29 protein-coding genes and 4 pseudogenes are annotated in these 26006 nt (G+C 40.7%); 5 read left to right on the top strand and 28 right to left on the bottom strand.

The features are described 5' to 3' along the window. Positions 1-2: 2 nt before the first annotated feature. The 14 genes from ASE42_RS05190 to ASE42_RS05130 all read right to left on the bottom strand — a co-directional run bounded on the left by ASE42_RS05190 (position 3) and on the right by ASE42_RS05130 (position 8817). The gene (locus tag ASE42_RS05190) at positions 3-500 is read right to left on the bottom strand and encodes an HK97 gp10 family phage protein (protein ID WP_041107586.1); all 498 of its coding nucleotides are present in this window, start codon (positions 498-500) and stop codon (positions 3-5) included. Continuing rightward, positions 497-853 (bottom strand): YqbH/XkdH family protein, encoded by a 357-nt coding sequence (locus tag ASE42_RS05185; protein WP_041107588.1) that lies wholly within the window; start codon positions 851-853, stop codon positions 497-499. The genes ASE42_RS05190 and ASE42_RS05185 overlap by 4 nt, the downstream gene beginning before the upstream one ends. Further along, on the bottom strand, positions 850-1233 hold the full coding sequence (locus tag ASE42_RS05180) for a DUF3199 family protein (RefSeq protein WP_041107590.1): 384 nt from the start codon (positions 1231-1233) through the stop codon (positions 850-852). Before ASE42_RS05180 ends, ASE42_RS05185 begins: the two co-directional genes overlap by 4 nt. A gap of 13 nt (positions 1234-1246) precedes the next feature. Continuing rightward, on the bottom strand, positions 1247-2170 hold the full coding sequence (locus ASE42_RS05175; RefSeq protein WP_024425904.1) for a phage major capsid protein: 924 nt from the start codon (positions 2168-2170) through the stop codon (positions 1247-1249). Positions 2171-2192: 22 nt separating this feature from the next. Then, positions 2193-3281, bottom strand: coding sequence for an XkdF-like putative serine protease domain-containing protein (locus ASE42_RS05170; RefSeq protein WP_041107592.1), 1089 nt, complete (start codon positions 3279-3281; stop codon positions 2193-2195). Between the two features lie 38 nt (positions 3282-3319). Further along, positions 3320-4777: a phage portal protein gene (locus ASE42_RS05165; RefSeq protein WP_041107594.1), complete on the bottom strand. Its 1458-nt coding sequence runs from the start codon at positions 4775-4777 to the stop codon at positions 3320-3322. Continuing rightward, a complete protein-coding gene (locus ASE42_RS05160) occupies positions 4774-6075 on the bottom strand; it encodes a PBSX family phage terminase large subunit (protein WP_162253746.1) in 1302 nt (433 codons plus the stop codon). Before ASE42_RS05160 ends, ASE42_RS05165 begins: the two co-directional genes overlap by 4 nt. A gap of 8 nt (positions 6076-6083) precedes the next feature. Continuing rightward, on the bottom strand, positions 6084-6728 hold the full coding sequence (gene terS, locus ASE42_RS05155; RefSeq protein WP_024425907.1) for a phage terminase small subunit: 645 nt from the start codon (positions 6726-6728) through the stop codon (positions 6084-6086). A 152-nt stretch (positions 6729-6880) separates the two neighbouring features. Then, on the bottom strand, positions 6881-7399 hold the full coding sequence (locus tag ASE42_RS05150; protein WP_024423267.1) for a sigma-70 family RNA polymerase sigma factor: 519 nt from the start codon (positions 7397-7399) through the stop codon (positions 6881-6883). A 130-nt stretch (positions 7400-7529) separates the two neighbouring features. Then, entirely contained in the window at positions 7530-7736 is a 207-nt protein-coding gene (locus ASE42_RS05145; protein ID WP_024423268.1) for an XtrA/YqaO family protein, read from the bottom strand. After that, complete coding sequence (locus tag ASE42_RS05140; protein WP_041107597.1) at positions 7733-8134, bottom strand: hypothetical protein; 402 nt, start codon at positions 8132-8134, stop codon at positions 7733-7735. Before ASE42_RS05140 ends, ASE42_RS05145 begins: the two co-directional genes overlap by 4 nt. Before the next feature lie 50 nt (positions 8135-8184). Continuing rightward, positions 8185-8427, bottom strand: coding sequence for a hypothetical protein (locus ASE42_RS05135; RefSeq protein WP_235566679.1), 243 nt, complete (start codon positions 8425-8427; stop codon positions 8185-8187). Next, on the bottom strand, positions 8405-8557 hold the full coding sequence (locus ASE42_RS19045) for a hypothetical protein (protein WP_162860191.1): 153 nt from the start codon (positions 8555-8557) through the stop codon (positions 8405-8407). The genes ASE42_RS05135 and ASE42_RS19045 overlap by 23 nt, the downstream gene beginning before the upstream one ends. Next, positions 8554-8817, bottom strand: a complete 264-nt coding sequence (locus tag ASE42_RS05130) for a helix-turn-helix transcriptional regulator (RefSeq protein ID WP_056765943.1) — start codon at positions 8815-8817, stop codon at positions 8554-8556. The genes ASE42_RS19045 and ASE42_RS05130 overlap by 4 nt, the downstream gene beginning before the upstream one ends. A gap of 159 nt (positions 8818-8976) precedes the next feature. Between ASE42_RS05130 and ASE42_RS05125 the strand changes: the two genes are divergently transcribed. From ASE42_RS05125 to bioB, 3 genes are all read left to right on the top strand, one after another. Next, a complete protein-coding gene (locus ASE42_RS05125; protein ID WP_024423272.1) occupies positions 8977-9354 on the top strand; it encodes a helix-turn-helix domain-containing protein in 378 nt (125 codons plus the stop codon). Between the two features lie 218 nt (positions 9355-9572). Then, positions 9573-9926 (top strand): hypothetical protein, encoded by a 354-nt coding sequence (locus ASE42_RS05120; RefSeq protein WP_056765941.1) that lies wholly within the window; start codon positions 9573-9575, stop codon positions 9924-9926. A gap of 159 nt (positions 9927-10085) precedes the next feature. Next, positions 10086-11081, top strand: coding sequence for a biotin synthase BioB (bioB, locus tag ASE42_RS05115; protein ID WP_056765938.1), 996 nt, complete (start codon positions 10086-10088; stop codon positions 11079-11081). A gap of 35 nt (positions 11082-11116) precedes the next feature. On the opposite strand, the gene ASE42_RS05110 is transcribed toward bioB, so the two are convergent. The 4 genes from ASE42_RS05110 to ASE42_RS05095 all read right to left on the bottom strand — a co-directional run bounded on the left by ASE42_RS05110 (position 11117) and on the right by ASE42_RS05095 (position 14524). After that, on the bottom strand, positions 11117-11590 hold the full coding sequence (locus ASE42_RS05110; protein ID WP_024423274.1) for a hypothetical protein: 474 nt from the start codon (positions 11588-11590) through the stop codon (positions 11117-11119). A 372-nt stretch (positions 11591-11962) separates the two neighbouring features. Beyond that, positions 11963-12796, bottom strand: a complete 834-nt coding sequence (locus ASE42_RS05105) for an undecaprenyl-diphosphate phosphatase (protein WP_025094210.1) — start codon at positions 12794-12796, stop codon at positions 11963-11965. A gap of 127 nt (positions 12797-12923) precedes the next feature. Beyond that, positions 12924-14066: an AI-2E family transporter gene (locus ASE42_RS05100; RefSeq protein WP_024423275.1), complete on the bottom strand. Its 1143-nt coding sequence runs from the start codon at positions 14064-14066 to the stop codon at positions 12924-12926. A gap of 65 nt (positions 14067-14131) precedes the next feature. After that, positions 14132-14524, bottom strand: coding sequence for a DoxX family protein (locus ASE42_RS05095; RefSeq protein WP_056765936.1), 393 nt, complete (start codon positions 14522-14524; stop codon positions 14132-14134). Between the two features lie 197 nt (positions 14525-14721). Here ASE42_RS05095 and ASE42_RS05090 point away from each other — a divergent pair, with 197 nt between their 5' ends. After that, positions 14722-15714: a Gfo/Idh/MocA family protein gene (locus ASE42_RS05090; protein WP_056765934.1), complete on the top strand. Its 993-nt coding sequence runs from the start codon at positions 14722-14724 to the stop codon at positions 15712-15714. An 83-nt stretch (positions 15715-15797) separates the two neighbouring features. On the opposite strand, the gene ASE42_RS05085 is transcribed toward ASE42_RS05090, so the two are convergent. From ASE42_RS05085 to ASE42_RS19430, 9 genes and pseudogenes are all read right to left on the bottom strand, one after another. Further along, entirely contained in the window at positions 15798-16322 is a 525-nt protein-coding gene (locus ASE42_RS05085) for a type 1 glutamine amidotransferase domain-containing protein (protein WP_024423278.1), read from the bottom strand. 90 nt (positions 16323-16412) lie between these two features. After that, complete coding sequence (locus ASE42_RS19465; protein ID WP_414730821.1) at positions 16413-17366, bottom strand: methyl-accepting chemotaxis protein; 954 nt, start codon at positions 17364-17366, stop codon at positions 16413-16415. Continuing rightward, positions 17358-18263: pseudogene (locus ASE42_RS19460) on the bottom strand (HAMP domain-containing protein); the annotation flags it as partial. The gene ASE42_RS19465 and the pseudogene ASE42_RS19460, both read right to left, overlap by 9 nt. Positions 18264-18568: 305 nt before the next feature. Further along, positions 18569-19516 (bottom strand): methyl-accepting chemotaxis protein, encoded by a 948-nt coding sequence (locus tag ASE42_RS19455; protein ID WP_414730820.1) that lies wholly within the window; start codon positions 19514-19516, stop codon positions 18569-18571. After that, a pseudogene (locus ASE42_RS19450) lies at positions 19508-20404 on the bottom strand (cache domain-containing protein); the annotation flags it as partial. The pseudogene ASE42_RS19450 and the gene ASE42_RS19455, both read right to left, overlap by 9 nt. Before the next feature lie 314 nt (positions 20405-20718). Then, positions 20719-21669 carry a methyl-accepting chemotaxis protein gene (locus tag ASE42_RS19445; protein ID WP_390892037.1) on the bottom strand — a complete coding sequence of 317 codons (951 nt, stop codon included), beginning with the start codon at positions 21667-21669 and terminating at the stop codon, positions 20719-20721. Next, a pseudogene (locus tag ASE42_RS19440) lies at positions 21664-22554 on the bottom strand (cache domain-containing protein); the annotation flags it as partial. The gene ASE42_RS19445 and the pseudogene ASE42_RS19440, both read right to left, overlap by 6 nt. A gap of 281 nt (positions 22555-22835) precedes the next feature. Continuing rightward, on the bottom strand, positions 22836-23663 hold the full coding sequence (locus ASE42_RS19435) for a methyl-accepting chemotaxis protein (RefSeq protein WP_404841354.1): 828 nt from the start codon (positions 23661-23663) through the stop codon (positions 22836-22838). A gap of 114 nt (positions 23664-23777) precedes the next feature. Further along, positions 23778-24644, bottom strand: a pseudogene (locus tag ASE42_RS19430) (cache domain-containing protein); the annotation flags it as partial. 339 nt (positions 24645-24983) lie between these two features. Between ASE42_RS19430 and ASE42_RS05060 the strand changes: the two are divergent. Next, on the top strand, positions 24984-25724 hold the full coding sequence (locus tag ASE42_RS05060; protein WP_056765927.1) for a protein-glutamine gamma-glutamyltransferase: 741 nt from the start codon (positions 24984-24986) through the stop codon (positions 25722-25724). Here the strand turns inward: ASE42_RS05060 and ASE42_RS05055 are convergent. Further along, on the bottom strand, positions 25721-25993 hold the full coding sequence (locus tag ASE42_RS05055; protein WP_056765925.1) for a hypothetical protein: 273 nt from the start codon (positions 25991-25993) through the stop codon (positions 25721-25723). The genes ASE42_RS05060 and ASE42_RS05055 overlap by 4 nt on opposite strands. Positions 25994-26006: the final 13 nt, after the last annotated feature.

Genomic DNA, 26006 nt, shown 5'->3' with positions numbered 1-26006 from the left:
CATCACCTCCCAAAATGTCGATCGAACCAGCTTTGCAGCTTTCGATCCAGCGACTGTTCAAACATTTGCTCATAGAGCATGACAGCATGATCCCAGTAGCCATTGCCATCAATCCATTGAGAGGCAAGCATCATTCCTGTACTTGCATTCGGATCATATTCAAAGCGGCTGCCAGTCCATCTGCCAGGCACCCATCTTCGCTCTCCACTTGAAGAAGTGGCATGTCCGTCATTGACATAGGAGGCATATTCAAGCTGCGTTCCCACCTCAAGTGTGAGGCCGCCTTTTGAAATGAGAAAATGATTCTCCTTATCGCCTTGTGTAAAGGATCTAAGAAGCCGGCCTGTATCAACAGCATTCTCCTTGATTAATTCATCCTGAATGATGTCTAAAAACTGCAGGCCCATGTCCTCCAGCCAATCTTGATATTCTGCCTTTAAGCCGCCATCACACGCTGTCCGCAGCTGCGAAATCAACCGGTCAAGTCCATCAATTTTCATAGATTTTCCTTCCTGACTGCTATCACTTCGATGTGATGATTTTTCACTTTTTTAGGCTGCTGTAATTTGAGTGACACGCCATTCCACACTATTTTGTCATGCAAGCGAATATCACTTGCTAAAGGAAAATGGACAAGATAGGATTGATAAATGACTGTATTCGGCTCTTCTTGCACAAGTGACTGGTTCTTTTCTATGACATAACAAGCAAGATCGGTCAAGCTGGGAGTATCAGGATAGGAAAGTGTTATTTGTAAATCATCAGCTGGAATTCCAAATTTTCCGCGGGCGGAATCCTGCTGTTCAAGATGAAAAAGATCACAGCGATCTGTTAATAGAGATTGATAGCTCATAATGACCTCACCTTTAACTTGGCACTGCCGCCGGTCAATGTTGGTTCAATGTAATCTACAAGCAGGGCATATACATAGGGTCTGACTTTGACTTGATCAGCTGCCTTCGCATATGAATAATCGCCCATTTTCTCTGACGTAAAGCCTTTCATCATAGATTCATCATCATTCAGCATGGCAAAATATTGGGCCATTTTTAATAATGCGATTCTTGCTTTTTCAGGGAGGGGCTGATATTTTTCGTTTGAGAAATCGTGACCTACGATCTGAAATACCGCAGCTTCTGCTTCGATAATATCTGCTGTCAGTCTTTCCACAGATCGATTTTTCACACGATCAAATACAGAATAGGCTTGCAGTTCTTCAGCAGAAATGATCATGGCCTGCCGTCACCTACTCTTTCACTTTCATCACTTTTGCTACAGCATCCTCTTCCTCAAATTTACTGTCTAGCTTCGCTGTGAGGACAATAATAAATTTACGGCTGCGAATATCTTTTTCTACTTCAATTCGAATATTACGAGAGAAACCTACGATAATATTTTTAGGGTGTGTCAGCAAAATATCTGATACGTCTGTTCCCGCTTCGTCATATGGCTGCATATTGGCAAGACCTTTGACCGGCACACCAAATGCAGAAGAAAGTCCGCCTTGAATGGCCGCATCTCCAAGGCCTGTCTGACGGTTTGCTACTTGATCCTTCCATTCAACTTCTAAGCTTGGGGATGTGTAGAAACGGAAATCCTGAGGTACACGTAAATATTTTGATGGCATCGCTTTATAAGCTTGCTTAAACATCTGGCGGCTGATTTCCGCTCCGTTTGCATCTACGATATGAGAGACTGCTTGTTTTCTCACGCCATCCATTTGAGCTAAAAATGGATCTGCAGAAGTCGTATCGCCATTGACGATGAGCTCTTCAATGTCAACGGCTGCTCGTTCAGCGAGCATTTGCATAATTGTCTGCTGAATTCCGTCTTTCTCAATATTGTTTTCAATGCTGTCATAGGTCATATGAATCTCTGCGATGACCTCTTTCGCATTTAGCTGGACAGTGCTTGTCGCTGGGACAACACGGTCTTTCGCATCAAGTGCTTTGCCTTCTTCTGCTGGGCGCAAAATACGCTGGCCAAAGCCGATTTTTTCGATTTTTTGTGAATCACTTTCCATTGGAATGATACGTGCATCATTTAAAACGGTTGGTGTATTTTGCATCATTCTAATGAATGTGTTGGATTGGGTTGCGTTCATGAGACCGCCGGTTTTTAAGCTGGCAAGTGTCATTTCGGCCTTGCGAATCAACTCTTGATTTCTCACACTGTTTCCTCCTTATTTAGGCTTATAGTAAGCCATCCCATATGGGCTTTGTACTGTCGTTTTGTGTATCGTGGATTGTTTGTTTTGACAAACCGCGCGCTTTTTCAAGCATGTGAATCCGCTCTGAAATAGGCAAAAGCTGCTGCTGAAGCACTTGCTCAAGCGCTGCTTTTTCTCTGCTGGCTGATTTCTCTAAGGAAGAAAGCTGATGACGAATCGGTGCAACGACTTGCTCAAGCACCTTTTGGACAGGTTCTTCCTCTGTTTGATCTGTTTCCTGCTGTTCTGCCTGCTGTAAGACGTTTTCAATGGCCATTTTTGCTTTTTCAAGCTCTTGTACTTGCTCCGTCGTCAAAGCGGCATCTTGTTTTTGTACGGAGGCTGGCCTTTCACCAATCGTTTGAAGCACATCCTCTGTCTTCAAAATGTCCTGCACGATTGGCAGCAATTGCTCAAGCGCTGCTCTTACGACCGTCTCATCACCATCACTTGACTGTAAGGCTTCCAGCAGATGGTCTAAAACGCTCCAAAATTGTTGTGACATGTTTGCACCTTCCTCTTTCAAAAAGAAATTTTTCAGCAAAGAAAAAAGCCCTCTCTCATTTGTGCTTTGAGATAGGAGCTGATCTTGTTCTTCTATTGCTACGATGTCCGCCGTTCCAGCCATTGAATACCCTGTAATGTGGCCTTTCTGAATTTGATCCCAAATCTCTTGGGAAGCCTTTGTTACAAGTACCCAAGATCCTTTTCGAATCAGCTCACCGCCTACCTCAAAATCAGCGGGGGCAATGTATGATTCAACAACCTCGCCCACACCATGTTGAAAATCATGCTGCTTGTCAATGTGACGAGCATCCTTCATAAAACCATGTGCCGCTCTTTCAATTTCTGTTGCAGACATAAAGTCTTGGTGTGCATCAGGTGTATTCGGTTCATACACGACACCATACACAAGGCGATGAGCATCTTCTGCCTTTGTCAGCACACTAACCTCCTTTTGAAAGTCAGGCTGGCTTTTCTTTGCCTTCATCAAAAAGAATTTCTTTTTGTTTGCGGCTCTGTCCACATAGGAAACATGCGTAATTTTTGCGTTTTTTAATTCTCTTGGCATATGTTCACCCCCTTTCAAAAAAGCGCATGCGCTTCGGTTTATTTCTTCAGCTGATTCGTCTCTCGTTGAGGCTGTTGCTCGGCTGATGTCATGCGGCTTTCTAAAGGTCTGTGATAGAGATCCTCCGGCCATTCCTCTAACGTTTTCCCAAGGATACGTCCCGCTAGATCTCGCAAATCGTTTGGTGACACTGCCCCAGCCTGAATAAACGGTGTCAGAACCTTGGCAATCTCTAATGGATCTCTAAAGTCAGGTCCATTTAATAGGAAACGAACGTGCCAAATATCAAGATCCGGCAGGAAAAGGGTATTGAGTTTTCCTGTGATGAGATGCCGTTCAGGCTGAAATACCTGTTCTTCTGTTGTTTTCCGCGCCGTATCGGCTGTCGCTTTGTTATAGTCTTGAGACTCACCTGTGTAAATAGGCGGCAGGCGAAAAGCAGAGCGGATCTTGTTTCTTGTTTTTTCATCGTATTCTAAAAAGAGTGCATCTTCTTGCAAGATCTCTGCCAGAGATTTGAAGTTCACTTTGACATTTGAGACATCTTCTTCTCCAGTTAACCCTTTTTCCGTCGGGAGACCTTCGACTTCAAGCAAGAGAAACTTATGTGCATGATCAGAGCCTTCAATATCGTCCATATAATCCTGAAGCTGCTGATAGGAAGACTCAGACAGCATTCCATTTTCGACAATGATGGCTCCAGGTACATGCCGCCCTTGTTTAAAATAAAGGTAGTTCAGCTCTTCTGCCTTGCGTGCTCCATACATATTGACGATGTTGCCAATCCAGCGGGGAATTCCATACGTTCCACTGCCGATTTTAAAATGAATCACTTCTGTTGCGCGCAGCGGCTCTGGGGTGGTGTCATCGTATTTGCCTGTTTCACAATGTAAAATGCGCGGATCACCATACTCCTTGAAGAAGACTTTCTTTTCATTGATCACCTGCACATATTTACGGAATCGTTTCTTTCGATTCATTGTTTTCACTTCGCCGTTTTCTGTATACCGGAATTCAACGTCAACTGGCTCACTAAGCTTGCAAATACGGATATGGAGCGCATCTAAATACTCGATTCCTGCCGGCTTTCCCTGACCATCTCGGAGAACCTCTAAAAAACCATTCCCCGTTTTCTCCCGGTCTTCGATGACATAGCCAAGAACCACATCAGCAGACTCATCATAGTTCATGTATTTCGTAAACTCTTCAAGTCTTGTCCATTCCTTCTCTGCTGCCTTCTTTTTTGCCGGTTTCACACCTTCTGCATTAAAGTCAAAGGCGTATTCAACACCAAAACCAAAGCCTAAAATATTGGTCTTATACGCATCAATACATTGCTGAAGAATGGTTGAATATTCTGCCATGCTTTTTAATTCATTGATATTGTAAGGCGGGGGAACAATGTCATCCTTTTCGTAGGAAAATTCATCTGCATACATTTGTTTTGTATGATCAGACATGTTTGCCTTCATAATGGTAGCTTTCAATTGTTTCATTGTATGGACCTCCTCTCTCTGTTTGGACGGACACGCTCCGAGGCGGTCTGTTTCAAATCTGTCACTTCATAATCATCCAGCGCATACCAGATGGCTGATAAAGTGTGCGGATCGATTTGAAATTCATCTTCCTCTAGACGTCCATCCTTATCTGCCTTATAGGTTAGTGATTGAAGTTCATAGATGGTATATGGACAAGCATCAGAACAAATAATTTTCTTAAACCGTTTGATTTTTTTTGTATACTGCAAACGTGAGCCTTGGAACTTATGTGCCGCTACCATTTGAAAGCCGCGCTGCCGAAAATAGTGAATGGTTTTAGGTTCGGCTGCGTCAGCTTTAATCAGTTCCTTTGATTCAATGAACTCTTTCAAGTCAAGGGCTGTTTCATCATCTGTTTTCCCGCGGTCGTAATATTCCCAATAAATATATAAGTACTTTTTTTCATGATCGACAGCTAACCGAATGAGCGCATTGTATGATTCAACAAATCCAAAATCCATGCCTGCTCGTTTCAGCGGTCTGTCAATCTGCTGAATGGCTTCTAATACATCAGAATGGCTTCTCACCTCAAATTGAGGAAAAACCTTTGTGCCATTAATGCCGAAATACCCCTTCCTCGCAATGCGATAGAGATCTGGATCATACTCTTTCAGCTCATCCAGCTGCTTCACGTAGCTTTTAGGAAGGAATAGGTTATCTTCCGCCGTGGAGTGATGGTAATACGTATCCTTGATGACAACGGTTCGCTTTTTGTATAATGTTTCGTCATCTAAAACAAATCGCTTCAGCTGTTCATCTCGAAAAAAATGTCTGTACGTCCAATTATCCTGACCAACAGGATTCGTCGATAACATCATATAAAGCGGTAAAGATGGATGCCTCAGCCTTCCAAGCAGCTCTTTAAAACCTTCATAAGAAACCTCTGAACATTCCTCAATCCAAATGATCGAGATGTTGTTGATCGATTTCAATTTTTCAGGCTTGTCCAGTCCTTTAAATAAGATGCTGCTGCCGTTTCGAAACGTTAGTGCAAGCGGCGAACTTCGGCACTTTACCACATGGTCGATGCCGAGGTCGCTGACGATTTCTTGTAATAAAGAAAAGGTTGATTCGCGGTGCGTATCATACACCTCTCGAATGACAAGTGCTGTCCGCTTTTCTTCCAGCAGTTTTAAGACAAGCTTTAAAGCAATGTGATAGCTTTTAGAGGAGCCATAGCCCCCTACTAAAAATTGAAACTTTTGATTCCAATCGAATAGAAAGTGTTCAAAATGAGGATTGACTTCTTTTTCAATCAATGGCGTCATGAGTCGTCCTCTTTTCGCTTGATCATGATTTGAAGATCTTCCTCTTTTTCTTCACGCACTGCTTTTTTCGTTTTTTCAATCGTCAGTTCAATTTGCTTCAGCCTTAATCTTCGTTCATCCTTCGCATGTGCGAGCTCTTCAAACTGTTTTATTAGACGTCTGAGTTCACCCATTGCACGGGATTGTGCATTCAAAAACGTCGCATGCCGATCCCATGAAAATTGAAACGAGTATTCTTCTGAGGTAATGTCTAGTTCTGTCTGAATGCCTTCGCCTGTTTCTTCTAATGAAGAAGGCATGTATGCCGCCTTTTTCAGCTCTTTGATCATGTCCTCTTGATCTGCTACATACATGATTCGCTGCGCACGAATAATGGCTGCATATTGAATTTGAATTTGGTCCCAGATTAAATCAAGCGATGTGCGTCCATCCATTTTCTCCATGATTTCAATCGTTTCATCTGAAAGAAATTGATTGAAAATCGAGTGTGCTTGCTTTGACGAAGTTTTTTGTCTTTGCCATCCGTATCGTCTTTTCCACGATTTGACGGTATGGATCGAGACATTGTAATGATCAGCAATTTGCTGGTACGTCATCCCTTTCATATAATCCTGCTTGGCCTCTATCCGTTTATCTTTCATTTACATTCACCTGCCGCCTCCTTTTAATTCGAATGGTTCCCTCTGAAGGAATCATTTGTGTAGGGCTAGCAAACATTCGTTTGGTCTTTCTAACTATAGGTGGCAACTGTAAGACAAGCTTTAGCTGATTTATTTTTGAACAGAAAAAACACCTATTCAGCAGCTCTGAATAGGCGTTCTTGTACTTTTTTGGACATCTTCGTCCGCGCTCTTTCCATATGTTTTTGGACAGTTCCTTTTTTGACATCCAGCATAACCGCAATCTCGCTAAACGATAACCCTTGTGTTGTGTGCATAAAGAACACGTCCTTTTCTCGATCTGTTAAAACAGACAAAGCTTCATCAATTCGTCTTTTGTCTCTCTCACTGACTTCTCTTTCTTTCTCTTGAATAAGGGTATATTCATGTGATAAAGCCTCTAACACTTCTGGATTTGCGAGAATGGTACGCTGATAGACTGAACGTCTGTCCAATCCTCTGCGCGCACCTGGCTCTCTTCCGATTTGAAGCCATTCTACTACGTATTCCAGATCGCTTACCATACTGGCGATCATTTTTTTATCATGCTTGTCTTGAACGGACAGCTGATGTTCTTCTTTTTCTTTAAATGGTTCATATTGTTTTCTAGCATTCTTTAAAGCTCTTTTATATTCAATGAGTAAATCTTGCATATTGGCTCTCTCCCTTTTTTAAGAAAATAAAAAACGGACACCAATCAGGCCCCCTTTTAGCAGGGTCTTGATCAGTGTCCGCAGGCTTTCCGTCTTGGACATAATATTGTGCTTTGATGTGTTCAGTCAGTTAACTGATTTTAAAACCAATCTCGTGATCTACTCTTGCAAAATGACCTTTTGCCGTTTGAATAATGGTTTTTCCATGTTCAGGTACATCCATTTTATAAGCCGTTCCTACATTCCCATCTAACACGATGACTTGAATTTTTCCTTTTTCCATCTCACCGACAAATGTTTGGTTTTCTTGAATGAATAGTTGTTTTGGCTCGTTCATCTGCTTGTCTCCTTTTTTGGTGTTGGCCTCGTGCCACCACCTACCGTATTGATAATGATTTCAACTCTTGGACACATACTATAAAACTGAGAAACTCTTAAATCGACCATCTGTAGAGGGACTTCATCGGCTATAGAATGAAGTGCTTCTTGAATATGCTGTAGATTCGGCTGAAAGATGCTGACGTGTACCGGGCGTATCAACCCTTTTTCTGCGTATGTACGCTTTTTTTGGCAGTCAGCTATGTCAAACGGCATGTGATCAAATAAACGAATTTCAAGTGATAGTGCGCCTTTTAATTTTTGCGGGCTTTGCCCTTTTGCAGCTGATCGTATTCTTTTCATCAATGTCTCTTTTGTTAACAAATGCTCATGTTCAATGATTAAATGGATGACCATGTTATGATCTCCCGTCATCCTTTGACCACTGGCGAATGTCGTGTTCGTTTTTACTCGCTTTGAGCAAGCATTTCAAAAATGTCATGATTTCCTTCCATCGTTTCACGTTGCCCTGATTCCTCCTTTTTTGTATCATCGACCTTAGCTTCCAGGAGGGTCATATATGTCTCTTTCTCTTCTGCTGTGGCAAAAACAAACATCGGTTTCTGACGATGAAAGGCGATCCAGCCGCCAGCTTGGTCTAAACAAAGCTGCGCTTCTTTTCTAGCATCAAACGTCAGCTGATGTCTCATCTTCTTCAGCTCCCTCCAAGCTGTCCTCAATTTCTGTTTGGTATCCATATCGTTTCATGTCATATAACCAATAGCTTTTTGGATAACCAAAGTCACTCATCTGAGTCACCATTGGATGTTCAATATTCATTCTGCTCGTCTCCCCTTTTCTAAGAACCGATCTTCTTTTAAAGAATTACTCTTTTCGTGTAACTTTTGGCCAAAAAAAAGCTCTTGAACCCCGGTATTCAGCAGATCTGCAATATGCTTTGCTATTTCTAAGCTAGGCTTCGTTCTGCCCATTTCGATATTCGCATAGCCGCTTGTGTACTTATATCCCAATTTTTTCGCCATATAGGTTTGTGTTTTACCTTGCAATATGCGCTCTTCTCGTAAATTTTCAAGTTTCATCTGTCCACCTCTTACTCAATATGTGTAAGTTATATTCATTATGATAATATACACGTAACGAGTAAGTCAATCACATTTTTATTCTTTTTGTGTATTTATTTATCTTTTCCGTGTAATTCATGATAAAATTTACTCATAACATGAAAAAAGGTGTTTCTGATGGATAATTTGACTGGGAAGATTCTAACTGAATTAAGAGAGAAGCATGGATGGAGCAAGTCAACAGTTGCTAAAAAACTCGGATTAAAGGCAATGTCCACTTATGCAAACTGGGAATACGGCTTGAGAAAACCCGACGGTGAAATGATTGTGAAAATTGCCGAGTTATATGGGGTCTCAACCGATTATCTTCTCACAGGTAAGGACAAAGGCAGGCCCGATGACGATCTTGCAGACGATCCTGATTTGCAAATTGCGTTTAAAGCAGCCTCAGATTTTTCCGAAGAAGCACGAAGACAAACCATCGATTTTATTAACTACATTAGAGAGAAAGAGAAGCAAAAAGGTCGTCAGCCAAAAAAGCGTGACGACCATTGATCATCTCTTTTCATCTGCTTTACGCTGGGACAAACCCAGCTTTTTTTATACCTCTTTTTCCCTTAAAAAAGAAATAGCATATGAATAAAAAATCATGTCTTTTCCAACAAATATGTGACAATTTTCACCATAATTACTCTTTTTTTCATATATTTAATTGACAAATAATTCTATTATTATTAATATATGTATATATCAAAAAAAAAGGAGTGTTACCGATGAAAAAATTCATGAAAGCTTGTATATTGTCTTTAGCTGCTGTTGGTGCTCTTACGTTCTTCCAAACTGAAGGTGCCCATGCAGCTGCACAACCTAAAGAACCAGTTATAGAAAAAGCTCCTATTATGAATAAAGTAATTACGATCGACCGTAAAGTTAAGGTAGGATGGTCTGGTGCTTTTTCAATTCCAATCAGTAAAATAAATTTGTCAGGTAGTACTGATGCTGTTGAACTGAAACAAACTGCTCCAAATTTCACTTGGATTTACTTTTTAAAACCTGGCTTTGTTAAAGTATCTTATCTAAATTCAGATGGTGAACTTGTGATTAACAACTATACAATTACCTACTAAAACTCTTTTAAATTTATTAAACTTAAGGCGATGACATCATATCATCGCCTTTCATAATGTGACAATTCTCTAAAACGAGCTAGACATTCAATTCTTGCTATAGATCAACCAATATGTTAACTTTTATTTATAATAAGTTGACATATTAAGGGGCTGATGATGATAAAACACATATCTTTGTCTTGGGAAACGATAGCAGAGAAAGCTCTGAAAAATGAACCGATCACGGCGCAAGAGGGTCTAGACATTCTTGAAGCTGACGATAGAGAATTGTTACCTATTATGCATGCAGCCTATCAAGTGCGATTTCATTTTTTTCAAAAAAAGGTGAAATTAAATATGATTTTTAACGCGAAAAGTGGATATTGCCCTGAGAACTGTGGATATTGTTCACAGTCGATGATTTCAAAAGCACCAGTTGAAAGATATACAATGCTTGATCAAAAGACCATTGTAGCTGGTGCGCGTGAAGCTCTCAAAAGAAAAGCCGGGACTTATTGTATTGTGGCAAGCGGGAGAGCGCCTTCTCATAGGGAATTAGATGAAGTCACAGCAGCAGTCAAGGAGATCACTGAAACAATGCCTTTGAAGGTGTGTGCCTGTCTTGGGTTATTAAATGAAGAAAAAGCGAAGCGGCTGAAGGAAGCGGGTGTTCATCGGTATAATCACAATATCAATACACATCATGATCATCATGCTCACATTACGACAACTCATACATACAATGACCGTGTATCGACCATTGAGCAGGTCAAACAGTCCGGCATGTCACCTTGCTCAGGGGTCATTATTGGAATGGGTGAAACCAATCAGCAAATTGTTGAAATGGCTTTTGCGCTCAGAGCACTTGATGCGGATTCAATTCCAGTCAACTTTCTTCATGCCATCGAAGGAACACCGCTTGAGCATCAAAAACGAACACACCCAATCAAAGCATTGAAAGTGCTGGCAATGATGAGATTTGTCAACCCAACAAAAGAAATTCGGGTATCCGGAGGCAGAGAGTTTAATTTACGGACACTCCAGCCGCTCGCACTTTATGCCGCAAATTCCATTTTTGTTGGTGATTATTTAACAACAAAAGGCCAGCAAGTCCAAACGGATCATCACATCATTGAAGATTTAGGGTTTGAAATAGAAGAATGTGCGTTATAAAAAAAGTCTGCCGATTCTCCGGCAGACTTTTAAGATTAGAATCTTTTATGAAAATCGACAGTTCCGCTTCCATCTTCTCGGTCAAAGCTGCCAACAAACGTCCAGTTAATATATCCACCGTCGCCATTATTGACAAACGTACCATCTTCAAATACCCAAATACCAAACGTAATACCGTCATATTCAACACTATCATAGTAAACAACATTGTTCAGACCGCTAAAGTCGTGGTCTTGGCTTAAGTTTTGGACAACAACGTTGTAGTTTTGACCTGCTTCATAGAACGCACTGTATGCCGCATTTTTTACGAATCCATCACGATTTTGAGATGATTTTACTGCTTGTTCAATTTTATCGGCAATGGCTACTGGATCAATTGAGACACTTCCATCAACACCTGTTGTTGTAGCAGCTTCAGCCGTTTGACCAAAAGTCGTAAGAGATAGAGGGGCAGCAATCATTGACGTAGCGATGACAGAACCAACAAACATTTTGCTTGTTTTTCTCATTATTTCTAACTCCTCCTTTAATTGGTATGTTTATGTACTACCCCTTTATCTGTCCCTTAAACACTAATTTATGAAAAAAATTCTTATTCTACCAATTAAGAGGGGGTTTTTACTGTTTAATTAGGCGAAATAACAAAAAAACTACCCTTATAAAAGAGTAGTTTCAGATTGTTGACAAAGGGCTAAAATGATCTTGATTTTAGCCCTTTGTCTTCTTTTCAGCGTGATAGAAAACCTTTGCAGTCTAGGAAGGGCGAGCACCGGAGCGGAGCGAATTCGACATTCGTGAGCACTGGAGCGCAGACCTGACACCGAATGCGAGGGTTTGTCTACACGCTGAAATTACTCTTTATAAAAGAGTAGTTTACAGTATTACATGAACAGGATAAATAAAATCACACCTAGGATAATTCGGTATATCGCAAAAGGCACCAGTTTGATTTTATTGATCAGTTTTAGGAAGAATCGAACAACAAAGAGAGCCACAACGAACGCACTCACAAAGCCGACGATAAAGAATGGCAGCATGTCCGGTGTTAAATATTCGGCATTTTTCACAAGGGTTAACAAGCTTGCTCCTGCCATAATCGGCATCGCCATGATAAATGTAAAGTCTGCCGCAGCACGGTGATTCAAACCAAGAATAACCCCGCCTGCGATCGTCGAACCTGAGCGCGAAAAGCCTGGCCATAATGCTAAACATTGAAACAGTCCAATATAAAGCGCTTGTCTGTACGTCATGTTATCGACAGAGCTTGTTTCTGTTTTTCGTTTATTGATCCAGTCAGCGACAAGCATCAGCACTGCCCCTAAAATCAAACCGACAGCGACCGTTCTGACGTCAAATAAGTATTTATCAATATAATCTTCAAATAAGAATCCTAAAATGACGGCTGGAACAAGTCCAACTGCAATTTGGGCGATGGTCAGTTTATGCCCGCTGCGCTTTTGTTCTTCGGTGATATTTTTCTTTAAGCCCAATAAGTTTAAAATACGATCTTTAAACACGATCATAACAGCTAAAATTGAGCCTAACTGAATCACGACTTTAAATGTGTTGGCCGCTTCTGGCGTAATAATTTCCTTTGATTTTAACCAAAGATCATCGACAATAATCATGTGACCTGTAGATGAAACAGGTGCGTACTCTGTTAATCCTTCGACAATTCCTAAAACCAGTGCCACGAATAAATCCCATAGATTCATGATTTTCTTTCCTTTCAATTCTGATCTTTTGAACACGCCAAACATCTATGTCCACATAAAGACAAGCTTCCTTCATCGAAAGCTCGTCTTTATGATACTATATTTTTTTCAAAAAAAGATTATGACATCAAACCTTTTCTTCTTTATACAAATTGGACCGCATTTTGAACCAATCAAATAAGTGAGTCGTGATGACCTTCAGAACGGCATACGTCGGAATAGCGACAATAATGCCGACCACGTTGAACAATTTCCCAGCTGTTAATATAACAAAAATAATCGTAATAGGATGAATATGAAGGTTTTTCCCCATCACCTGAGGAGAAATGAATTTCCCTTCAACTAGCTGAACCACTGTCCAGACTATAATGAGTTTTAACAGCATTACTGGTGACGTCACAAGTGCAATCACAATCGCTGGTGTAATCGCAATTGTTGGACCAAGGTAAGGCACTATGCTTGTACATGCAGCAATGATAGCGAGCAGCAGCGCATAGTCAAGTCCAATGATCATATAACCGATTAACAGAAGAACACCGATACAGAAGCTGACAATGATCTGTCCGCGAATATACGAGCTCAGACGGTGGTTCATTTCGTGAAGCATGATATGTGTATGTTCCCTCATTTTACTTGGGAAAAATTTCAATAGATAGTCAGGCAGCTTTTTGCCGTCTTTTAATAGATAAAACAGAATAAACGGCACAGTCACGATCGAGATAATGACTTCTGTGAGCGCCCCTAAGAATGTTCCTACACCGGTAAAGGTGCTTTCCAAAATCTTCGTCGCTTGACTGGATGCTTTACTTACTAATTCAGACACGTTAAAGTTCATCGAGTTTTGCACTTGATTAATAAAGTTACTTCCTGTTAATTGTCTAATTTGATCTTCTACTGTATCGACGTATTTCGGAAGATTATGAAAGAGACTCATGGTTTGAGCTTGTAAAAAAGGAATAATGGACACGATGGTCACTGTAATAATCCCAATAATGACAATATATAAAAGCAAAATGGAATAGATCCGCTTGATTCTTGCTTTCTCTAACAAGTTGACAATTGGATTTAATAAATAATACACGACCCCCGTTAAAATAATCGGTAAGGCAATGGTTTTGACGAGTACAATGAGCGGTGTGAAAATAAATGATGTTTTCATGAAAACAAGGATATTCAATCCAATTAATAACAGGACGAGTAAAAAGAGAACAAACTTGTTATCAAGAAAAAATTTTCTGAATCGACTGCTCCACATTTGCATAGAGTTCATATCGTTCCTCCAAACACGGGCTATTTTATGAGTAAATTGTACACTACTTGATCATGATATGGTGGTCATTGTTTCAGCTTTTTTTCCCTTTTTGCAATAGACATCACCCATACAATGAGAATCGGCTGTCCAACAAGCCTTATCCATAGCAAGGCTTGTTCTGTATTTTCTTGACCTGGAAATGGTATTCCCTCACGAGCAGCAAATAAGTTTGCAGGGAAAATGAGTACAAGATAGACAGCAATGGATTTTGCCGCTGTAATCCTGACATTTGGCAAAAGCAGCAGCACGGCCAGCAGCCATTCAAAACATGCAGTCGCATAGACCATTACATATGGAAATGGCCAGCCTGGCATCATGCGGGCAAAGCCGCTCGGCTCTATCACATGAAAAATACCAGCCGCTATGAATAAAAGCGCAAAGGTGTATGTACTTCCTATATGCAGGACGCGCTTCATGTTTCCTCCTCTCCCTTCTATCTTGAGTATTACCCGAAGAAGGAAGAAACTACCCACTTTTCGTACATTTATATCCTTTATGTAAGACGTTTCAGCCTATATAAAGGTTTCATCCGCTTGTCAATAAAAAGAATATTCTTTCATACAAACGCTTTCAAAGCATGTATAATCAGAGAAAAGCAGAAGGAGGGAATCACATGATTCGATTTGCTGTCATCGGAACGAACTGGATTACAGATCGGTTCTTACAAGCTGGTGAAGAACTAGCTGATTTTACATGTACAGCCGTCTATTCACGGTCCGCTGAAAAAGGACAGGCCTTTGCCGAAAAATATGGGATTGATACGGTTTTTACGAACTTACAACAAATGGCGGAAAGTGATACGTTTGATGCCGTGTATATTGCGAGTCCAAATGCCCTTCATAAAGAGCAAGCCATGTTGATGATGGAGCATCAAAAGCATGTTTTATGCGAAAAACCATTCGCCTCTCATCGAAAAGAAGTGGAAGAAATGATTGCCGCAGCGAAAAAACATCACGTTTGTTTGATGGAAGCGATGAAAACGACATTTCTGCCTAACTTCCTTCAAATCAAACAGCATCTTGATCAGCTTGGACCTATCAGGCAAGTGGTCGCGCATTACTGTAAATATTCTTCAAGATACGATGCCTATCGAAGCGGCGAGCTTCCAAATGCCTTTAAGCCTGAGCTATCCAATGGTTCTTTAATGGATATCGGGGTGTACCTCGTTTACCCAGTCATATCCTTATTTGGTCTGCCGAATCAAATCACCGCGAGAGGCTATAAGCTTTCTTCTGGTGTGGATGGGAACGGTTCAGTCCTTTTACAGTATGACGGGCATCAAGCACTTCTTTTTCATTCTAAAATTTCAACGTCTCATTTATCGGCTGAAATTCAAGGCGAGGATGCTACAATGGTGATTGATCAATTCCACCGTCCTTCACAAATTACGATATATGACCGTGACGGACATCAAACTGACATCTCTCTCAAAGATGATCAGCCAGCTATGTCTTATGAAATGAATCATTTTATTGAGTGTATTCAGCAGGGAATGGGGCAGTCTCCGGTCAATACATTTGCCTTATCTGTTCAAACCATGTCCGTCATGGACGAAGCGAGAAGACAAATGGGCGTGATGTATCCTGCCGACAGACAAAATGTATAGGGCATGATAGGGCATGAAATGATGAACAAAGGGCGAATGATTGATTTGTTCGCCCTTTGTTTTTTACGTTTCGTGTCAGTCATTTATTTTGCCGCTAACACATCCGCAAATGCTTTCACATACGGCGGAAGGTCTGGCGGGCGTCTGCTGGAGATGAGGTGGCCATCTGTGACAACTGCCTCATCGAACCAGTCCGCACCAGCATTTGTCATATCATCTTTAATACCAGGTGTACTTGTCACTTGTCTGCCTTTCAGGATTCCTGCTGATATCAGCACCCAGCCGGCATGACAAATCTGACCGATTGGTTTTGCCTTCGCATCAAATGTACGGACGATGTCTAATACTTCTGGATAGCGGCGCAGTTTATCAGGCGCCCATCCACCAGGGACAAGCACAGCATCATAATCATCAGCTTGAATGGAATAAAAATCTGCATCGGATACCGCCGGCACACCATATTTCCCGATGTACTCATGATTTGCTTTTTCACCTACAAGATGGACAGTTGCTCCCTCTTCTCTTAATCGCAGAACCGGATACCACAGCTCTAAATCTTCAAAATCATCGCTGACAAACGCAATGACCTTCTTATCTGATAAACGCATACTATCTCTCCTCTTCTTTCGATTTCCTCTATTGTACGAGATGTCCTGTTAAAAAGAAAAGCGGTTCCCCTTGAGGAGAACCACTTAACCTTATTCACTAATCTTGAATTTTTTAATTAAATCACGTAATTCTTCCGCCATTTTGGAAAGAGTCGTAGATGAAGAACTAATCTCTTCCATAGAAGCAAGCTGCTCTTCAGCAGATGCTGCGATATCTTGGATGCTTGCTGAACTCTCTCTCGATACATCTGCAATTTCATTCACTGCTTTAGAAATTTGCTCAGATCCTTTCGACAGCTCGCGCACCGTTGTATTCATTTCATTCATTCTTGCTGCGATTTCCGCTGTTTGTTCATTTATTTGTGAGAAGCTTTCTTTCGTTTGATCTGTAATTGTAAGACCATTCTTCACTTCTTCATTCACTGCTTTGAACATATTTTGAGATGTTTCAATTTCAGTGACGATTTCATTTACAAGCTTTTCAATTTCTTTTGCTGAATCCGATGATTGAACCGCTAGTTTACGCACTTCTTCGGCAACAACAGAGAATCCTCTGCCTGACTCGCCTGCGCGTGCTGCTTCAATGGCGGCATTTAGTGCAAGTAAATTCGTTTGATCCGCAATACCGTTAATCACGCCTAAGATGTTTGTGATATCTTTTGATTTATGCTCTAGCCCGTTGATCACGCCTTCAGCTTCTTTCACTGAATGGTCAATCGTCTTCATTTGGCCAACAGTTTGCTCCACAAGCTGTCCGCCTGTTTCCGCAACTGTTTTTGATTGAATAGATGACGATGTGATGACATCAGACGTTTCGGCAACTTCGTTCAGACCCTCATTCATTTGTTTTAAATGAGCCGCGCTTTGCTCCACCATTTCGCTTTGATTTTCGTTGCCGTTTGAGAATGTTTCAATAGATGATGTAATATGTTCGGTTGCTTTTGTTGTTTGACCTGCGCTCGCCGTCAGTTCTTCAGATGATGAAGCGACATTCTCAACAGATGTTTGTACAGCTTGAATGACATCTCTTAGGGACTCACTCATTTCATTAAAGCTTGTGCCAAGCTGTCCAATTTCATCTTTTGAGCGGACATCAATTTTTTCTGTCAAATCTCCCTGACTGATCTTCTTCGAAGAAGAGACAAGAGTGGAAAGTGGTTTTGTAATGGAACGGATGATAAAGAAGATTAGAATCCCGCCAATGATAAGCGCGCCTGTTAAAATAATAGCGGCCATGTTAAAGACTGGCTGTGCAGCTTCTTCTACTTCACTGACAAACATCGTCCCGACAATCTTCCAGCCAGTCGCCTTGTTTGTGGTGAACTCCATTTGCTTTTCTTTTCCTTCAAACATGTAGCTCATAGCTCCGTTATCTTGTGAATACAGTTTTTCTAACCATTCACCACCAGATATTTTTGTTCCTGCTTTTTTCTTTGGATGCGCCACATATGTGCGATCTGGACTTCCAATAAAGGCAAAGCCTTGTTTCCCAATGTTAATGCTATTGGACTCTTTAACTAGATTCGCAATGTCTAGGTTCATCGCGATGACGCCTGATCCATCCTCTAATTTTTTAGAGATGGTCACCACAAGTGTACCGGTTGAAGCCGTTGCATATGGTGCTGAAACAGATAGCTCACCGTTTTTCGCCCAGCCGTCTTTATACCAATCCCGCTCAGTTGCGACATAATCGGCAGGCATTTTTTGATTAGGATATCTTGAAAACACTTTACCGTCACTTGAAGCGACAAAAATGCCTTCTGTGTCATCATTCATACTCATGAACTGCTCAAAGCGTTCTTGAATATCGGTCGTTCCTTTTTGCTTGAGCTTTTTCTCCGTGATCCATTTGCTAAAGAAATCGGCTGCGTCTGTTTTCACTTTTACAACCTTCGTTATATTTTTATCTAGCTGCTCTACGTTTTCCTTAGCACTTTGCATAATTTGATCATTTAAGGAAGTGCTTGCCGTATGGTATGAAGAGAATGCCAATACGATGATTGGACATAAAAGAATAAATAAGAAAGAGAATACGAGCTTTTTTGAAATAGATGGCTTTCTGAAATACTGTATGAATTTCATAAAAAAGAAAACTCCTTTTAGTAAGATAGTATATATATCGGAAGTACTACTAGGTTCTTTACTTTTTTAACTTATTAAAGTCTAAATAAGTCCAAATTACCCAATTTATATGCATCGAATGGAAAAACACCTGACGTTTTGGCGTCAGGTGTTTCGCTACTCCCTTACATTTTAAATTGTTTAATAAGCTCCCTTAGTTCTTCTGCCATCTGAGATAAAGTGGCAGAGGATGAGCTGATCTCTTCCATAGATGCCAGCTGCTCTTCTGCTGATGCCGCGATATCTTGGAAGCCTGCTGAGCTTTCTCTTGAGAGCTCTTTGATTTGATTCACCGCATGAGAAATATCATTTGAGCCATGCGATAGCTCTTTGGCTGATCCGTTCATTTGTTTCATTTGTTCTGTTATTTCTGATGTTTTATCAGTGATTTTCTCAAAACTTACTTTCGTTTCATCTGTAATGTTTAATCCAGATTGTACTTCACCTGCTACTTGTTTAAACATTTTCTGCGATTTTTCTATTTCCTCCACAATTTCGTTCGTCAGGCTTTCAATTTCTTTTGAAGAGCTTCCTGACTGCTCTGCCAGCTTGCGGACTTCTTCTGCGACAACAGAGAAGCCTCTGCCTGCTTCACCTGCTCGTGCGGCTTCGATCGCAGCGTTTAAAGCAAGGAGATTCGTTTGATCCGCAATACCGTTGATGACCCCAAGAATGTTTGTAATATCCTTTGATTTTTGCTCCAAGCCTGCAATGACAAGCTCTGCTTCTTTTACTGCCTGCTCAATCGTTTGCATTTGACCTGCTGTTTTTTGAACGAGTTCTCCTCCAGCCTGAGCGGTTCTGCTCGATTCGATCGACGATTCCATCATATGAGAGGTTGTGCCGACCATATGCGATAAGCTCCGATCCATTTCGTTTAACTGGACTGAGCTTTTTTCGATCATATCATTTTGATGTTCAGTGCTGTTTGAGAACTGTTCAATAGATGATGTGATATGCTCAGTCGCTTGAGCTGTCTGTCCTGCACTTGCCGTTAACTCTTCAGACGAGGCAGCCACATTTTCAATGGAATTTTGGACAGCTTGAATGACTTGTTTCAGCTTTGCTGACATGTCGTTAAAGCTCTGCGCTAGCTTACCAATTTCATCGTGCGTACGAACTTCAATATGCTGGGTCAAATCACCTTGACTGATTTTCTCAGCCGATTCAGAGAGCTCTATCAGTGGCTTTCGAATCGATTTAATAATAAAATAAATCGCGATTCCGCCAATGGCAATCGCAGCCGCAAGGATAATCATTGTTAAGTCGAGCACTGGCTGTGCGGCTTCTTTTACTTCATTCACATACATCGTTCCAGCAAGTTTCCAGCCTGTTGCTTCATTTGTGGCAAAAAACATTTGCTTCGGCTGGCCATTGTATTCATATTCAAAGCTGCCTTCTTTTTTATCATATAGTTTTGAGATGAAGTCACCAGTCAGCTTTGTCCCCGCCTTATCGGTTTTATGGGCCACATAACGCTGATCTGATGTGGCGATAAACGCATAGCCTTCTTGGCCAATTTTGATGCTGTTTGTATCTTTTACAACCGTATTTAATCGTACATTCACCCCAATCACACCAGACCCATCTGCTAACTGTTCTGATATTGTGATGAGCAGGTCATCTGATGACTTGTCGGCAAAAGGATTTGAAATGATGAGTTTCTTCTCTCCCATCGATTGCTGAAACCATGGTTCATTTTTTGCGCTCTTTGCATTACCTTTGTGAATCTTGGAATATTCAGTTAGTTTACCATTTTGATCTGCAACAAATACTTCTACTACATCATCATCTGTTTCCGATAATTGCTCTAATTTCTCTTTGAGTAAATCTTTGTTTTTAGCAGTCAATTCCTTCTTTTTGACCGATTTGGATAAATATGAAACAATGTCAATTTTAGGCTGTATATCTTTATTAATGAGTTCGTTTAATTGTTGAACACCATTTGCAGCACTAGACATAATCTCATCATTAAGAGACTTTGAGGCCACTTCATAAGAAAATGCAGCCAATACGAGAATTGGCACTAGGAGAATCGTTAAGAATGCAGTAATTAATTTCTTCGACATCGTAAAGTGCTTAAAAAAGTTGATTTTTTTCATGACTCTACTCCTTTTGATTTATGATTTGTGGTCTTTCTCTTCTATTCTTAGGTAATATGAATTATTTTTCAAGAAATAATGTTCGAAAAACCCGAAAAATAAGTATAATTACCCATTTCTTTTGATTTACTAAATGAAAAAGAGCCTCTAGCTGGAGGCTCTTTTCTTCCTGTCTATTCAACCTTAAATTTGCTAATTAAATCGCGTAATTCTTCTGCCATCGAAGAGAGTGTGGCAGAGGACGAGCTGATTTCTTCCATTGATGCCAGCTGTTCTTCTGCTGAAGCAGCAATGTCTTGAATATTTGCCGAGCTTTCACGTGATACATCTGCAATCTCACGTACAGCCTCTGACACATGTGCAGAGCCTTTTGAAAGCTGGACAACGGTTTGATTCATTGTTTGAAGCTGGTCAGAAATTTCTTTTGTCATTTCGAAAATATTGTGGAAGCTTACTTTCGTTTGTTCAGTGAAGCTTAGGCCTGATTGAACTTCTCGATTCACCGCAGTGAATACTTCCTGTGATACGTCGATGTCTTGCACGATTTCTTTAATCAAATTCTCAATTTCTTTTGCTGAGTTCGCAGATTGAACCGCCAGTTTTCTTACTTCTTCTGCTACAACGGAGAAGCCTCTGCCAGATTCACCGGCTCTTGCTGCCTCAATCGCTGCATTTAGTGCAAGTAAATTCGTTTGATCGGCAATTCCATTGATGACACCGAGAATTTGGGTAATGTCTTTAGATTTACTTTCAAGCGCACTGATGACATTCTCTGCTTTTTTCACGGACTGATCAATGACATTCATTTGAGAAGCGGTTTTTTCAACAAGCTGGCCGCCCTCCCCTGCAATATCTGTTGATTTGATCGATGAAGCCGTAATAGATTCAGCCGATTCATTCATATGTTGAAGACCACGGTTCATTTCCTCTAACTCGACTGAGCTCAATTCGACTTTATCATTTTGGCTTTCATTTCCGCTGGAGAATTGTTCAATGGCTAGTGTAATATGCTCTGTTGCTTTACTTGTCTGTCCTGCGCTGGCAGTCAGTTCTTCTGATGAAGATGCGACATTTTCAACTGAAGTTTGAACGGCTCCAATGAGAGATCGCAATGAGTCAATCATCGTATTAAAGCCTTTACCAACTTGTCCAATTTCGTCATCTGACTGGACCTGAAGCTTATCGCGTAAATCACCTTCGCTGACTTTTTTCGAGAAGCGGGCAAGGTTGGATAATCTTTTTGAAATAGAGCGGACGATAAAGAAAATGAGGGTTCCTGCTACAATGAGTGTGACACTGAATACGATAATGGCTGTATTGAAAACGGGCTTTGCCGCTTCTTCTACTTCAGATACGAGCATCGTTCCACCAATTTTCCAGCCGGTTAATTCATTGGTGACATATGCAACCTTTTTATCTGTTCCTTTGAGGGTATAGCTGCCGCTTCCTTCTTTGTTTTTAAAAATAATGCTGGCCAGATTTTCATTGACTTGACTTCCTGGCTTTTGGGTTGGATCTGCTAAAACGGTTTTATCTTTCTCCATGATGAAAGCATAGCCTTTTTGCCCAATTTTGATTTCTTTTAGTTTTTGGAGCAGGCTGTCTATTTCCATATCAAGACCAATGACACCTGAACCATCTTTCATTTTTTGGGCAATTGTGATAACCATTTTGCCTGTGGATGCTGCTACATATGGTTTTGTGATGACTTGTTTTCCGTTTTCTGCTTTCAATGCCTCTTGATACCATGGACGTTCTCTTGGATCGTAGCCATCTGGCATCTTTTGAACTGGATATTGCATAAACAATCCCTTTTCAGAGCCTGCATAGATTGCGGATACATCTTTTTCATTAATTTTTCCAAATTGCTGTAATTCTTTAATGGTCGCATTTCTATTTTTTTCTTGAAGATTAGACGCTTTGAGCGAGTCTGAAAACAGTGTCACGGCATCTGATTTGTTGCCAATATTCTCATTGATTAAGGTATCAAATGCATTGACCTGACTCATCGCACTGCCCATAATCTGTTTGTCTAGCTCTGTCTTTGATGTAAAAAACGCACTAATTGTCAGTGCCACAGTTGGCAGAATAAGGACGACCAAAAAGGCAATGATTAATTTCTTTGAAATGGATGGTTTTTTGAACCATTGGATCATTTTTCCCATTTTAACTTTCCCCCTTTACTTCTCTAAAGTTATTATCGGATGAAAGGTTTATTTTTAGAGGCTGGAAGGGAGGTTTAAAAATAAAAAAAATATCCAGACAATTCTGGATATCTTTTCATCATCATTTAATTAATTTTAAATTGACTTGTGAGCTCTTTTAGTTCCTCTGCCATGTTGGCAAGTGTCACAGAAGAAGATGTGATTTCTTCCATAGATGCTAGCTGCTCTTCTGCAGAAGCCGCAATGTCCTGAATGTTTGCTGCGCTTTCTCTAGAGACTTGGCGCATCTCCTGCATCGCTTGTGAAACAAGCTTTGAACCGCTCGATAGGTCTATGGCTGTATCGTTTAATTGCGACAGTTTTTTCGACATTCCTTCTGCCGCCTTATAAATGTGCTGGAAGCTTTCTTTTGCTTCTTCTGTCATACCGAGTCCTGCGTTTACTTCTCGATTGACTGCTTTGAACATATCTTGAGATTTAGCAATTTCTAGCACAATTTCTTGGATGAGTTTCTCAATTTCTTTCGCTGAATCTGCAGATTGGACAGCTAGTTTTCTCACTTCTTCTGCAACGACGGAGAAGCCGCGTCCTGATTCACCTGCTCTTGCTGCTTCAATTGCTGCATTAAGCGCAAGTAAATTCGTTTGATCCGCGATGCCGTTAATGACATTTAAAATACTCGTAATATCTTTAGACTTGTATTCTAATTCTTTCATGACCTGCTCTGCTTCTTGTACAGATGTATCAATATGTTTCATTTGGCTCGCTGTGCTTTCAACAATTCGGCCGCCTTGACCAGCAGCTTCTGTTGATTGAAGAGAGACAGCAGCCACTTCAGATGAGGTTTGTGACATATCTTGTAATCCTTCGTTCATTGCCACAAGCTGATTCGTACTAGATTCGACTTTCTCGTTTTGTGCTTCATTTCCATTTGAAAATTGTTCAATCGACATCGTGATATGCTCTGTTGCTTGACTCGTTTGGCTGGCACTTGCCGTCAGCTCCTCTGAAGCCGAAGCCACGTTGTCGACAGATTGCTGTACAGCGCGAATGACGTCACGAAGAGATTCACTCATCTTGCTGAAGCTTCTTGTGAGATCTCCTATTTCATCCTTCGATTTGGTTTCGAGGGTTTCTGTTAAATCCCCTTCACTCACCTTTTCTGAGAAATCAACAAGCCTTCTCAGTCCAATGGTAATCGAGCGAACAATGAAGAAGATAGCGACACCGCCAAGGATAAATGAAGAAATTAAAAGAATAATGGCAGAATTCCAAACTGGCTGTGCTGCTTCTTCTGTTTCTGATACAAACATCGTTCCAGCAATTTTCCAACCTGTTAAATCATTTGTGACAAAAACGATACGTTTTTGTTCTCCTTTATTCTCATAAGTTGATGTTCCTTCTTTTCCGCTGTAAAGGATTGATGAAATATTTCCTGTGACTTCAGATCCTGATTTTTCTTCTGGATGGGCTACAATTTGTTTGCTTTTATTTGCAATAATTGGATATCCTTCTCGTCCAATTTTAATTTCTTTGATTTTATCAACAATGTCTTGCACATCAATGTCAATTCCGATCGCTCCCGACCCGTCCTTCAGTCGCTGGGCAATCGTGACCACCATGCCGTTTGTTGTAGCAGAAATGTATGGATTGGTGACAACTGGCTCGCCTTTTTCATCCTGCATCGCTTGCTGATACCAATCGCGTGTTGTTGGGTCATAGCCTTTTGGCATGTCTACTTTAGGAAACTGAATGAAATCACGATTTTTACTCGCTGCATAAAATCCAACGACATCATCTTCGTTGATTTTGCTGTATATTTCAAAATGCTCATACAGTTCGTCCTGGTTTTTCTTTTTAAAGTCTGCACCAGTTGTTGTTTGAGTAAAAAGTTTCACCGCGTTTTCTTTATTCAAAAGCTTTTGCTCGATCATGTCATTCATATCATTGACTCTTGCTTTTGCTCCGTACATGATTTCATGATCTAATTCTTCTTTGGCAATCTGATATGAAATCGTACTAAGTGTAATGATTGGCAAGACGAGAACAAGTGTGAATGAAATAATCAGTCTTTTGGAAATCGATGGTTTTTTCAACCATTTTATTGCACTTTTCATGTTTTTCCTCCTTTTAAACGATATGTTTTATATCGGACATCTTCATAGTATTTTCATGTTTTTCAAATAAAAAGGATGCTAATTTGTTTATTTTCACAAATTGATTCCTTGCCCAAGCACCCTGCATACGCTAATACAAAAGGGGGCGCTTTTCATATGATTATCCTTTCAGGACAGCCAGTGACAAATGAGCAGCTGGCATCGTTTCAGCTAGAGGGACAAAAGCGGATCATTTTGATGCAGTTACAGGCTTCGAATGATACGTTCCGCTATAGGCAAGCATCTGATTTGTTATTTGAGGTCACTTTAAGATCGAACATTATGAATGCTGCAAGAGATTTGAATAAAAGCGGTGCCTCATTCGCCATCTTTCAAAGATCGCGTGCAAATGATGCGTTTTGGCGAGTATCGGAAGCAGGAGCACTAGAGCTGCGCTATCAAGTGGAGCCATCTAGAGGCATTAAAGACATTTTTGAAAATGGTTCAAAATATGCTTTTGAATGTGCAACGGCAATTGTCATTGTGTTTTATATGGGGGTCTTGCAAACAGTAGGAGAGGAGAAGTTTAATCGAAGACTTCGCAGTTTAACACTGTATGACTGGCACTATGATACTTTGTCGATTTATACAGAGCGCGGGAATGATTTTATCTATGGGGATTGTCTATATTTCGAAAATCCAGAGTTTAGCTATCAGCAGTCGCAATGGCGCGGAGAAAATGTGATTTACTTAGGAGAAGATCAATATTACGGTCATGGGCTTGGAATTTTAACAGCGGCAGAAATTATCGACAAACTAAATAAGAGAAGACGGCCAGGTTCGGTTCAATCCGCTTATTTATTACCGCAGACTACCCGGATGGATGTCATTTATCTCAGGCAAATGTTTGGCAGCTAAAAAAAGCCTCTTGTCTCTTGGTTATGACAAGGGGCTTTTGTATGCCTGCGTTTACGATAATTTTGGAGTGTGCCAAGCATCGTGTTCGCAAGGACCTCCATTTCTTCTAAATCTTTTCTTGTAACCGGCGAGTCGTGCCGGTTCCATTTCACGTATCGAACAAAATAGTAATGACGAATGGGCGTAAGGACAGCAGGAGAATGAGGGAAATCATCAAACCAAAATTCAATCTGGCCTTTTTTTCGGTAGGAATGTTTTAAGATGTCCATCCTGTCACACCAC

Source organism: Bacillus sp. Root920 (assembly GCF_001429445.1).
GTDB classification, from domain to species: domain Bacteria; phylum Bacillota; class Bacilli; order Bacillales; family Bacillaceae; genus Bacillus; species Bacillus safensis.
Note: the sequence above shows the minus strand (reverse complement) of the source record. Positions and strands in the feature narration are given on the sequence as shown.